General features: G+C 30.7%; 12 protein-coding genes. 11 read left to right on the top strand and 1 reads right to left on the bottom strand.

Going from position 1 to position 12,035, the window contains the following annotated elements; genetic code table 11:
• The first annotated feature begins 293 nt into the window (after positions 1 to 293).
• The 10 genes from CN946_RS16055 to CN946_RS16100 all read left to right on the top strand — a co-directional run bounded on the left by CN946_RS16055 (position 294) and on the right by CN946_RS16100 (position 9,556).
• Positions 294 to 1,928, top strand: a complete 1,635-nt coding sequence (locus CN946_RS16055) for a peptide ABC transporter substrate-binding protein (protein WP_098862075.1) — start codon at positions 294 to 296, stop codon at positions 1,926 to 1,928.
• 155 nt (positions 1,929 to 2,083) lie between these two features.
• A complete protein-coding gene (gene uptA, locus CN946_RS16060) occupies positions 2,084 to 2,686 on the top strand; it encodes an undecaprenyl phosphate transporter UptA (RefSeq protein ID WP_286133956.1) in 603 nt (200 codons plus the stop codon).
• A 69-nt stretch (positions 2,687 to 2,755) separates the two neighbouring features.
• Positions 2,756 to 2,941, top strand: a complete 186-nt coding sequence (locus tag CN946_RS16065; protein ID WP_056466479.1) for a hypothetical protein — start codon at positions 2,756 to 2,758, stop codon at positions 2,939 to 2,941.
• 187 nt (positions 2,942 to 3,128) lie between these two features.
• Positions 3,129 to 4,070 (top strand): magnesium transporter CorA family protein, encoded by a 942-nt coding sequence (locus CN946_RS16070; RefSeq protein WP_098428984.1) that lies wholly within the window; start codon positions 3,129 to 3,131, stop codon positions 4,068 to 4,070.
• Between the two features lie 69 nt (positions 4,071 to 4,139).
• Entirely contained in the window at positions 4,140 to 5,021 is an 882-nt protein-coding gene (locus CN946_RS16075; protein ID WP_098862076.1) for a permease, read from the top strand.
• A 12-nt stretch (positions 5,022 to 5,033) separates the two neighbouring features.
• Complete coding sequence (locus CN946_RS16080; protein WP_098862077.1) at positions 5,034 to 5,930, top strand: TIGR03943 family putative permease subunit; 897 nt, start codon at positions 5,034 to 5,036, stop codon at positions 5,928 to 5,930.
• Positions 5,931 to 6,333: 403 nt separating this feature from the next.
• Positions 6,334 to 6,732, top strand: coding sequence for a hypothetical protein (locus CN946_RS16085; protein ID WP_098862078.1), 399 nt, complete (start codon positions 6,334 to 6,336; stop codon positions 6,730 to 6,732).
• Positions 6,733 to 6,970: 238 nt separating this feature from the next.
• Entirely contained in the window at positions 6,971 to 8,098 is a 1,128-nt protein-coding gene (gene spoIIP, locus CN946_RS16090; RefSeq protein ID WP_286133952.1) for a stage II sporulation protein P, read from the top strand.
• 162 nt (positions 8,099 to 8,260) lie between these two features.
• Positions 8,261 to 8,644 (top strand): DUF3888 domain-containing protein, encoded by a 384-nt coding sequence (locus tag CN946_RS16095; protein WP_098862079.1) that lies wholly within the window; start codon positions 8,261 to 8,263, stop codon positions 8,642 to 8,644.
• A 144-nt stretch (positions 8,645 to 8,788) separates the two neighbouring features.
• Positions 8,789 to 9,556 (top strand): oxalate:formate antiporter, encoded by a 768-nt coding sequence (locus CN946_RS16100; RefSeq protein WP_098428979.1) that lies wholly within the window; start codon positions 8,789 to 8,791, stop codon positions 9,554 to 9,556.
• Positions 9,557 to 9,746: 190 nt separating this feature from the next.
• On the opposite strand, the gene CN946_RS16105 is transcribed toward CN946_RS16100, so the two are convergent.
• Positions 9,747 to 10,100, bottom strand: a complete 354-nt coding sequence (locus CN946_RS16105; RefSeq protein WP_098862080.1) for a permease — start codon at positions 10,098 to 10,100, stop codon at positions 9,747 to 9,749.
• A gap of 183 nt (positions 10,101 to 10,283) precedes the next feature.
• On the opposite strand from CN946_RS16105, the gene CN946_RS16110 reads away from it, so the two are divergent.
• Positions 10,284 to 11,963: a formate--tetrahydrofolate ligase gene (locus CN946_RS16110; RefSeq protein ID WP_098862081.1), complete on the top strand. Its 1,680-nt coding sequence runs from the start codon at positions 10,284 to 10,286 to the stop codon at positions 11,961 to 11,963.
• Positions 11,964 to 12,035 lie beyond the last annotated feature (72 nt).

Below are 12,035 nucleotides of genomic sequence, written 5' to 3' on the forward strand. Positions count from 1 at the left end.
AGATACATATTTGTCCAACTTTAATCATTTATTGAAATTGGGGATTTTATTAATAGTTTTGATTTTATATGCAAAAAAAGACTTCAAAATGTAGTTTTTAATTACAAAAAAGTAAAGATTTATTTAAATTTATTAATTTTTTTGAAAAAAATGTCGATTTTTTGTTGATATTTTCTGAAAAGCATGTAAAATAAAAAGTAAGTTAAAGGTTATTAACTATTCCGACAATATAAATTGTTTGAATATTTTAATAGTTTTTAAGTCTAATTGTTTAATTTTGGGGAGGCAATCTAATGAAAAAGAAGGTATCGTATTTTCTATCTTTATCTGTTGCTGTGAGCATGCTTTTAACTGCATGTAACTCAGACAAATCAAATGAAGGTAAAAAAGAAACAGCAAAAGCAAAACCACAAGTATTAAACTTACTAGGCGGAGCTGAACTACCAAGTTTAGATTCAAGTACTAGTACGGATGCTGAATCTTTCAACGTTTTAGGTAACATTATGGAAGGTCTAAACACGTTAGGTAAAGATGATGTTGTACAACCTGGTATCGCAGAATCTTTTGATAAATCAGCTGATGGTTTAACTTATACATTCCACTTACGTGATGCTAAATGGTCTAATGGAGACCCTGTAACTGCAGGAGACTTCGTTTACGGATGGAAACGTGCTGCAGATCCTAAAAATGCATCTGAGTATGCATTCATGTTGAATGTGTTACAAAACGGTGAAGAGGTTACTACTGGTAAAAAACCAGTTGATCAATTAGGAGTTAAAGCTGTTGATGATAAAACTTTAGAAGTTAAATTAGCAAAAGCTATTCCTTATTTTGATTCTTTAGTAACTTTCCCAACATTCTTACCTTTAAATCAAAAATATGTTGAATCTCAAGGTAAAAACTACGGTTTAGAAGCATCTAACTTAATTTTCAATGGTCCATTTGAATTATCAGAGTGGAAACATGATGAAAGCTACAAGTTAGTTAAAAACCCTGACTACTATGATGCTAAAGACGTATCATTAAAAGAAGTTAACTTTAAAATCGTAAAAGACCCACAAACTGGAGTTAACTTATATGAGTCTGGTGATGTTGACCGTGCTGGTTTAACTGCAGAGTTTGTTGACAAATATAAATCTAGCCCTGACTACGGAACAACTAAAGAGCCAACTGTATTCTTCTTACGTGTAAACGAATCGAAAAATCCAGCTCTTAAAAACGTTAACATCCGTAAAGCTTTAAACGAATCATTTGACCGTGAAGCAATTACAAGCGTAATCTTAAATAACGGTTCAGTACCTTTATACGGTTTAGCTCCAAGTAACTTCTTAGATGCTAATGGTAAAGACTTCCGTGATGCTTCTGGACAACTTGTAAAATACGATCCAGCTGATGCTAAAACATTATGGGAACAAGGATTAAAAGAAATCGGTAAGAAAGATGTTTCAATCGAATTATTAGGTTCAGATACTGAAACTAACAAAAAAATCAGTGAGTACCTACAAGGTGAATTCACTAAAAACTTACCAGGTTTAAAAATTAACATTAAATCAGTTCCATTTGCACAACAATTAGACTTAAACTCTAAGAAAGATTATGACATCTCATTCGGCGGATGGGGTCCAGACTACAAAGACCCAATGACATACTTCGATATGTGGACAAGTCAAAGCCCATTCAACCAAATGGGATTCTCTAACAAAGAGTATGATAAGTTAATCTCACAAGCTGGTTCTGAATTCTTATTAGATCCAACTAAACGTTCTGATGCATTCTTACAAGCAGAGAAAATCTTAGTACAAGACAATGCTGCAATTCTTCCAATTTACCAACGTGCTATTGCATACGTTATGAAGCCAAAAGTAACTGGATTAATTGAGCATGCATTCGGACCAGATTACACTTACAAAAACGTTGTAATTAAATAATTAAGAAATGATAAAAGGCTGTTCTAATGTCAGGTCACTGACTTGGACAGCCTTTTTTTATATGAATAATACTATCATCTGAGTATTTCTATATTTTGACATATTTTATCTTGCTATGTATTATCATTGTAGTACAAGTTGTTTTTGAGAGGGGGATCCTATTGACAAATATCATACATCAAATATTAGAATTTTTTGCATCATTAGGATATTTAGGGGTAGCATTAGGATTAATGATTGAGGTTATTCCGAGTGAGATTGTTTTAGCATATGCTGGTTATCTTGTAGCCGGAGGGCATATAAATTTTGTAGGTGCTGTAGTAGCAGGTGTGATAGGGGGAACTATTGCACAATTATTTTTATATTGTTTAGGTTATTTTGGTGGTCGACCAATCATTGAAAAGTATGGTAAATATATTCTAATTAATAAGCATCACCTTGATTTAGCTGAAAAATGGTTTTTAAAATATGGCGTTGGAGTAGTTTTTACGGCTCGCTTTATTCCAGTTGTTAGACATGCCATTTCGATTCCAGCGGGACTAGCAAAGATGCCTATAAGTAAATTTACACTTTATACAGTTCTTGCAATCATTCCTTGGTCTATACTATTTATCAAAATAGGTGAGAAATTAGGTAAAAACTGGGAAACTGCTAAATCTGTTTTAGCTCCATATACCCCAATGCTAATCATTATAGCGATTGCCCTATTTGTTGTATATTTTTTAATAAAAAAATTAGTGGCAAAAGGTAGAAAATAAAATAAATATGATTTGTTTTACATTATATTACATATAATATGATAAATTTCAATTGGAAGGATGAATTTTATGTATTCTATGTCGTATGATGCACTAAAATCTGATTTATCAAATACTCTTTCAAATGTTCAAAATCAATTGAATACGGAAGATTATTCATTACATACAAAAGAGCAATTACAAAGTCAGTTAGAAGTTTATCAATACATTGATGAATTAAGTGATATGCATTATTTTTATAAAAGCGGATACTAAAAAATAGGTCACTATAAGTGGCCTTTTTCTTTATTTGTGAATAGTATAAATGCTCACTAAAATAGCTACTTAAAAGCGTATGATTATTAGAAAATGGACTTTCTTTTTAATAAAGGTTGAAACATATATAAATGTTTCGTATGCTATTATTGTGTAGTTTTTGTTTTAGAATTAGAGGTGAATTAAGATGCTAAATTTTTATCTTTCAGATGCACAAGGGAAACTAAATCAAGTCGATGTTATTGAGAAAGGTTGTTGGATCAATGCGATCAATCCAACAGAACAAGAAATTCAATATCTAGTTCAAAAATTAGACTTAGATTTAGATTTTATTAAAGACCCACTTGATGATGAAGAACGTTCAAGGATAGAGGTTGAAGGGGAACACACTCTAATTATTGTTGATATTCCAATTGTAGCTCATGATGATAATGGGCACACAATTTTTGATACAATACCAATCGGGATGATTATTTCATCCAGCACTTTTGTCACAATCTGTTTAAGTGAAAATCCAATCTTTGAACGATTTATTTACCAAAAAGTAAAAGGCTTCTTTACGTTTAAAAAGACTAGATTTGCACTTCAACTATTGCATACGACATCATCATATTATTTACGTTACCTTAAACAAATTAATCGTAAAACAAATGAAATTGAAGCTGAATTACATCAATCCACAAGAAATCAAGAGTTATTTACAATGCTGAACCTTGAAAAAAGTCTTGTTTATTTTACTACTTCACTTAAATCGAATAAAATCGTCATGCAAAAAATTCTTAAAGGGAATATATTAAAAATGTATGAAGATGATGAAGATTTATTAGAAGATGTAATTATCGAAAATAAACAGGCAATAGAGATGGCAGAAGTTTATAGTAATATCTTAAGTGGAATGATGAATACATTTGCTTCTGTTATCTCAAATAATTTAAATATTGTAATGAAATTTTTAACTTCTATTACAATTATTTTATCAATCCCAACAATGGTGTCTAGTTTTTATGGGATGAACGTTGATCATATACCTTTAGCAAACATACCACATGCGTTTCCAATTGTAATTGGTATATCTGCAATATTATCAACAACAATTGCACTAATATTTTGGAAAAAAAGGTACTTTTAACTCACAAAGCCGCCGGTCATTCGGAGGTTTTGTGAGTTTTCATTTTTAAAAGTACATGGGAGAGAGATTATGAGTACGAATTTTTATCATTCGTTTTTACAAATGAATACGATCTTTATTTCTATTGTAGTAGAAGCATTGCCATTTATTTTAATTGGTGTTTTTATATCGGGGATCATTCAAATATTTATTACAGAAGAAATGTTATATAAATTAATACCTAAGAATAGATATAAAGCAGTATTAGTAGCTATTTTATTGGGTTTTATTTTCCCAGGTTGTGAGTGCGGAATTGTACCAATTGTTAGTAGGCTGATAAAAAAAGGTGTGCCACATTATGTAGCGGTGGCGTTTATGTTAACAGGGCCAATTATTAACCCAATTGTATTGTTTGCAACTTTTATTGCATTTGGTAATAATATTGAAATGGTTATTTATCGTGCTGGAGCTGCTATGATCATTGCTTATATAATAGGAATCGTATTATCATATTTAAAAATCGAGAATCCATTAAAACACGATCTAGTTACCATTCCAGTTGATCATTCAATTCCTGCTAGGAAAAAATTATGGAGTGTTTGTGTACATGCTATAGAAGAATTTTTCTCTATGGGTAAGTTTTTAATTTTAGGCGCATTTATTGCAGCATTCGTACAAACATTTATTCCAACTTCAACATTAATGCATATTGGTAATGGACAAGTTGCTAGTATTCTAGTAATGATGGCATTAGCTTTTATTTTATCTCTTTGTTCTGAGGCTGATGCATTCGTAGCATCTTCATTTCAAAGTACGTTTTCTTTAAACTCGATCGTTGCGTTTATGGTTATTGGTCCAATGATCGATATAAAAAATACATTAATGTTATTCCAACATTTCAAAAGTCGATATGTATTCATTATTATGGGATTAGTTATTGTATTAACGTTTTTCACTACATTATTCATTTAAGGGAGAATCAATATGGCAAGAGCATATGTACTATTAGGATTTACCTTCTTTTTAATGCAATTGCATATTAAAGGTACGATCTCAAAATATATTAATATGAAATACTCTTATTTATCACTGACAGCAGGGATATTATTTGCATTTCTAACTTTAATTCAAGTAATTCATACGTTAAGAACTAGTCATGATGAAGATGAACAGCATAGTAACGATCATGACCACGACCATAGCCACCATCATGATCATAATTGTGATCATACTTGTGTACATGGACATGTTCATAAAGAAGCAAAAGGGTTTAAAAAGTTTTTAAATGGCTTAGTTTTTATCTTTCCATTGTTTACAGGTATATTTTTACCCGTTGCAACTTTGGATTCGACGATTGTACAAGCAAAAGGGTTTCATTTCCCAGTTTCAGAACCGGGTAATAATGATCCTTTTATGCAAAGGCAGTATTTAAAGCCTGATTTAAGTATCTACTATGGGCAAGAAGGATATCAAAAATTAATTAAACAAGAATCAAAAGAATATATAAATAAAAAAAGCATTGTCCTAAATGATTATGACTTTCTTAAAGGAATGGAAGTTTTATATGATGAGCCTGGAAAATATTTAGGAAAGCAATTAACTTATAAAGGCTTTATTTATCATGAAAAAGGATTAAAAAAGAATCAGGTTTTCTTATTTAGATTTGGAATTATTCACTGTGTTGCCGATTCCGGTGTATATGGTGTGCTAATTGATTTGCCTGATGGGCAAACGTTTAAAAATGATCAATGGATTGAAGCTACTGGTAATATACAACAAATGTATTATCAACCATTTAAAGTAAACATTCCTTATTTAGACGTTACTAATATTAAGGAAATTCAACCACCAAAAGATGAATATGTATACCGTAATAAGTAAAATGAGCCTAATTAGCTCATTTCAAACTGCCCGCCAAACGCTCGCTTTCTTCATTGCTTCGTCTGTCTGCGGTGCTCATTACCGTTTTAGGGTAACTCCGCTCCTCACCAGACTTAGCGCCTCGAAAGACAAGCGCTTGCAATCAGGCTGAAAATCAGGTTTTTAGAACTTCATCTACACCATGAAATGAGCCTAATTGGCTCATTTTTTTTTAACTTTTAGGATAAACAACTAACAAATTCTTATAAAAATGACCATTTTTAAAATTTCATTTACCGAAATGACATGAAAAATAGAAAAATAATATAAAAAACTTGTTCATATCTAGACATGTACACATTCAATATCTAAATTTCTACGTATGTTATAAATGTACAATAAATAATTATAGAGGTGTTCTTAAATGTGGGGATTTTGTGGTTGCAATCGTAGAAGAGAAGAAAGAGAAGAAGTATCTCCAGTAAGAGATATGAGAGAGTTTGTTGAAGTTCGTAGACCATGTAATGAATGTGATTGTCATAGAAATAATGACAATGACAGAGTTATGAGTGAAAGTATGAATAATGGCCATTCAAACAGAAACATGAATGAAAACAGAAACATGAACGAAAACAGAAACGAAAACAGAAATATGAATAATAATAGACGTAGTGGATGTAGAAGAAATAGAAATATGAATAACAGTATGGTATCGCCAGCAACAAACTCATTTTGTGAAACTCAATTAGAAGCTGCAAGAAATAGTTGTGTTGTAAATCCGTTCACAGTATTCAATCGTTGCAACAATAATAATAATATGTAATTTATTAAAAAAAGAGCTTTTACACTAATTGAATTACGAAATTTTTTATGAGGTGTCTTTAAGGGCATCTCTTTTTTTCTAATCCAAATTCTAATAAAATTCGTAAATGAGAGTGGAGTTCGAACTATTTAATATTTTAATCACATTCTTTAATAGCAGTAGAGTAATTAATAGGATTTAATCATTTTTTCATTCTATTTTATAGGGCTTGTACATACGTTTTATTAGAGGTGATTTAATGAGACAATCAATATATATAAAATCTATTAATCTTAAACGTGTAACGGCAAGTGTCTTTGTAGGCATTGTCTTATTATTTTTGTTAGCGAGTTTATTTGTGACATCAATGAAAAATACTAAATCATATTATGTGCATCAATGGTTTGAAAAAATGAGCTATGAAGGATTTATTAAAGCGTTTGAATATGAAAATGGTCATTTTAAGGTGGGTGACGATTCTACTAAAAATGGACAACCTATCGGTAATATACTTTTTTCATTTATTACAAATATTAGACTGTACGATCCAAAAAGTTTATTAGTGCATGAAATATCTAGTATGACAAAATTCGAAAATAATATCTTAGTTGCTGGAGAAGGAATTGATTTTACGAACCTTCCAATAGAATCAAGCTTAACACTCGACGAAATTAACCAAAATCCAACTGTTAAAGATCCAGTTAATGAACCAATTAAAAATCCAACAAATCCGCCATCAAAAACTACAAATGGAAAAGATGTGTTTTTTATTTACCACACACATAGCTGGGAATCATTTTTACCTTTAATCCCAGGTGCAAAATCACCAAATCAAGCTTCTTCTCCAAAAGTAAATGTAAGCTTATTAGGTGAACGATTGAAAAAGAATTTAGAAGCAAATGGAATCGGTGCGGTTGACGATAAAACAAATATTGGAGCTGAATTAACGAAAAGAAATTGGAATTGGGGAAGTTCATATAAAATGTCTAGATTGGTTGTACAAGATGCGCTTTCTCAAGATCAAGATTTAAATTATCTTATTGACATACATCGTGATGATCAACGAAAAAATGTGACAACTACTGAGATAAATGGGCAAAAATACGCAAAGCTATACTTTATAGTTGGAGTAGAAAACAAAAATTATAGAAAGAACTTAACGTTAGCAAAAGATTTAAATAGTGAAATTATGAAATTTAACAAAGGTTTAACAAGAGGAATATTTAGTAAAAACTATAAACAAGGAAATGGCGTATATAACCAAGACTTATCACCACATTCAATATTAATCGAAGTAGGAGGAGTCGATAATACTCTTCCTGAACTTTATAGAACAATTGACTTACTCTCAGATATCTTGAGTAAATACTATTGGGATCATCAATAGGATAGTTTAAAGATAAAAAGAAGACCACGAAAAGGTCTTCTTTTTTCCTTATTCCATAAAATTCCTATTCCCAGTTCATTTAAACTCTCTTCATAACCATCAGTAAATTGTAAAGAATAGATACTAAGTAATTTGTTAAAACCTTAAGATGGAGGATTAGAAATGAAAAGAGGATTTATTATCGTACTATTAATGTGCTTAATTGCGACATCAAAACCCGCAAATGCAATTGCGGTACAAAATGAAGTATTAGAAGATGCAGTGTTATCAATTCTTTTTCCGAGTATAAATAACCGTTTATATAAAATGTTCGGACCAGGAGAGCAATATAATTGTGCGACAATAACAAATATAAAAAAGAAATATAATGGTACATACGTTTTCGGAGCAACAATTCAATTAATTGCATATAAACAAGATCAACAACCACCTTACACTCTTGTTAAATTTAATTTTTCAAATGATGACGGTGAATGGAGTATTCGCTCTGTTACGAAAGAACCAATTCAAACAAAAACTACATCTTTATGTAGGCCTCCTGTATAACATTATTTTTTAGGTTGAATGCGAATTTTTGGCAAAAAATGTAAAAAAAATATTAGGTAAAAAGAATTAAATTTATTATATTTGATGATAAATTTAGTATAAAGTATGATATGATAAAGAAAAAAATTAAAGGTGGCAATATCGTTGGCGGGAATAGATTCAAAGGAGATAATCTATATTTATGGTGATAACCATAATCATTGTTTTATAACATCAGGTATAAATTATAAAGAGTTTGTTCAAGGACTTCCTTTTCCTCTTCAAAACATTCTTTTGCTAAAACACGATATTCAATGGTCCGAATTTAATTTAAATTCCTCTTTTTATTATGTTGAAAGAGAATATATTAATCAATTTATATTAGAACATAGTGAACATGATGACCTATGTTGGATCGATTTTGAAGAATTAGCAGATTTAGATGAGCTTGAGCCTAAAGAAATTGCAGAATTACTGTATCTTGCTCACAAAAAAGAGCCATTACAAAAACCTTTTATACCAAGATTAAACAATTCTTTTGCATACATGAACATAAGTGATGGAATGTATCAAAAGGTTTATTATAAACGAACTAATGACTTTATTTTTATGCTTTGTAATGTCATATCATATAAAATTACACAACTTCAGAGAAGAAGTTTAAATATATTTAATCGTTCAAAACAAATTAATCCAATCAATATTAAATTAATGTTGACATTATACCCTTTAATGGAAGATGGATTAGTAATTGATCTAAGTGAAAGAGTTGAAAATAGAAAAGTAATCGAAATCCCTATTTTCCGAGTTGATTTTTATTCTGGTGTAGATGAAATTTTAGAAAATGTTGAAGAGTATCGTGACCTTACAAATCATATTGCAAATTTAACGTATTCAAAGAAAGATGACGAATGGTCTGTCGTTCAAGTTTAAAGAAATTGATTGTCTTTCGATTGTTGATCTAATAATGAAAATACCATTTAGAAGATTTGAACAAAGAGTAAGTGAATGTTTGTGGGGAATTTAAATGGACCTTTAAGGTTCTTTCAGTGTGTAGATGGAATACAAAAATTTCCTACTCTGAAAGGACCTTAAAGGTCTTTTTTGTTTATTTTAATCTATCTTAAAGAATTGCACTTAAGACAATTAATAAATTATAGAAAATAGTTACAATTACCGAAAATAATCCAAATCCAATTGCTGTATATCCTAAAGTGGAATGACCTTTAGTTACAGAGTATATTCCAAGTGCAATTCCAACAATTCCAAATAAAACAGGCATTAAAAATAACGAAAATAGTGAAAAAAATAGAGCTACGTATCCAATTACAATTCCAGAGGCATGAGATTTATCTGAAGTAGTTTCCGAATAAAACACATTCCTTGAGGGATAAAACTCTGCACTATATTCTTCATTTTGATCCTTTGGTAAATTATGATTACGTTTATGTTCTTTATGCTTTTTATGACGATACATTTAATTACACTCCTTTCTTTTAATGCCTTATCTTTAGTATGTAACTTTGGATTCCATTGATAAGTAGAAAGTATTAGTAATTTTGAATGATATCATTAAAGAATTTTGAATTTTTAAAAATGAATTATTTGTAAAATTGTGCTATAATTTTGATTATAATGAAGTGCAATTGGAGATGATTGAATGAGTCAAGTTAAGTCAGATTTAGAAATTGCTTTTGAATCAGAAATGAAAAAAATAAATGAAATTGCAGATAATTTAAATCTTTTTGATGAAGAAGTTGAAAACTATGGGCATTATAAAGCTAAATTGTCATTATCAATTTTAGATCGATTAAAAGAAAATGAAGATGGTAAATTAATCTTAGTTACTTCAATAAATCCAACTCCTGCTGGTGAAGGTAAATCAACGGTCACTGTTGGACTTGCACAAGCTTTCCACAAAATTGGCAAAAATGCAGTCGTAGCATTGCGCGAACCTTCTTTAGGGCCAACAATGGGAGTAAAAGGCGGTGCAACTGGAGGAGGCTATTCTCAAGTTTTACCGATGGATGATATAAATTTACATTTTAACGGTGATATACATGCCATTACAACGACGAATAATGCTTTAGCAGCATTTATTGATAATCATATCCATCAAGGAAATGAACTTGAAATTGATGTGCGTAGAATATCTTGGAAGCGAGTAGTTGATTTAAATGATCGTGCTTTAAGAAATGTCGTTGTAGGCTTAGGTGGTCCTTCTGGAGGAGTTCCAAGAGAAGATGGGTTTGATATTACGGTTGCTTCTGAAATCATGGCAGTTCTTTGTTTAGCGACATCAATTCAAGATTTAAAAGAAAGACTTAAACGAATTGTTGTAGCCTATACTATACATAAAACTCCAGTAACTGTTGGAGATTTAAAAGTAGAAGGTGCACTAGCATTATTACTAAAAGACGCAATTAAACCAAATCTTGTTCAAACGATTGAACACACTCCAGCAATTATTCATGGTGGCCCATTTGCGAATATTGCCCATGGTTGTAACAGTGTTATTGCAACTAAAATGGCAATGAAATTAGGGGAATATGTTGTAACGGAAGCTGGTTTTGGTGCGGATTTAGGAGCAGAAAAATTCTTAAATATCAAAACTAGAGCTTTAGGTGTTACACCTGATGCAGTCGTATTAGTTGCAACAATTAGAGCATTAAAAATGCATGGTGGAGTAAATAAAAATGAATTGACTAATGAAAACGCTTTAGCTGTTAAAGATGGAATTCAAAATCTTGAAAAGCATGTGGAAACAGTTCGCAAATTCAATGTACCTGTTGTTGTAGCAATTAATAAATTTATTTCTGACTCAGAGGAAGAAATAAGTGTATTAAAACAATGGGGACAAGATAACGGCATTAAGATTGTCTTAACAGAAGTTTGGGAACATGGTGGTAAAGGTGGCGTAGAGCTAGCTGAATCTCTTGTTAGTATGTTAAAAACTCCTAAAGAAAAATTTAATTATTTATATGAATTATCGGATTCAATTGAAAATAAAATAGAAAAAATTGCAAAAGAAGTTTATGGTGCTGACGGAGTGAATATTTCTCCTAAAGCAAAAAAACAAATTTTGGAATTTAATGAGAATGGTTGGGGCAACCTAACAATTTGTATGGCAAAATCTCAATATTCTTTATCAGACCAACCAAGTTTAGTTGGAAGACCTTCTGGTTTTAAAGTAGAAATAAGAGAACTTAAAGCATCAATTGGTGCAGGTTTTATTGTTGCATTAACAGGTAACGTAATGACAATGCCAGGTTTACCGAAAAAACCAGCTGCATTAAATATGGACGTAGATGAACTTGGCCGTCCAAAAGGATTGTTTTAATTAACTAATAATTCATACTGAAAAACATACTCGCATTTGATGCGAGTTTTTTCAGTATGAGTTAGTGTTTAA

The sequence above is a fragment of the Bacillus sp. AFS053548 genome (assembly GCF_002575105.1).
GTDB lineage: Bacteria > Bacillota > Bacilli > Bacillales > Bacillaceae_G > Gottfriedia.

Bases quoted from the DNA above. Each gene is read 5' to 3' on its own strand.
- CN946_RS16055 (WP_098862075.1), top strand. From the start codon at position 294: ATGAAAAAGAAGGTATCGTATTTTCTATCTTTATCTGTTGCTGTGAGC.
- CN946_RS16065 (WP_056466479.1), top strand. From the start codon at position 2,756: ATGTATTCTATGTCGTATGATGCACTAAAATCTGATTTATCAAATACT.
- CN946_RS16070 (WP_098428984.1), top strand. From the start codon at position 3,129: ATGCTAAATTTTTATCTTTCAGATGCACAAGGGAAACTAAATCAAGTC.
- CN946_RS16075 (WP_098862076.1), top strand. From the start codon at position 4,140: ATGAGTACGAATTTTTATCATTCGTTTTTACAAATGAATACGATCTTT.
- CN946_RS16080 (WP_098862077.1), top strand. From the start codon at position 5,034: ATGGCAAGAGCATATGTACTATTAGGATTTACCTTCTTTTTAATGCAA.
- CN946_RS16085 (WP_098862078.1), top strand. From the start codon at position 6,334: ATGTGGGGATTTTGTGGTTGCAATCGTAGAAGAGAAGAAAGAGAAGAA.
- spoIIP (WP_286133952.1), top strand. From the start codon at position 6,971: ATGAGACAATCAATATATATAAAATCTATTAATCTTAAACGTGTAACG.
- CN946_RS16095 (WP_098862079.1), top strand. From the start codon at position 8,261: ATGAAAAGAGGATTTATTATCGTACTATTAATGTGCTTAATTGCGACA.
- CN946_RS16105 (WP_098862080.1), bottom strand. From the start codon at position 10,100: ATGTATCGTCATAAAAAGCATAAAGAACATAAACGTAATCATAATTTA.
- CN946_RS16110 (WP_098862081.1), top strand. From the start codon at position 10,284: ATGAGTCAAGTTAAGTCAGATTTAGAAATTGCTTTTGAATCAGAAATG.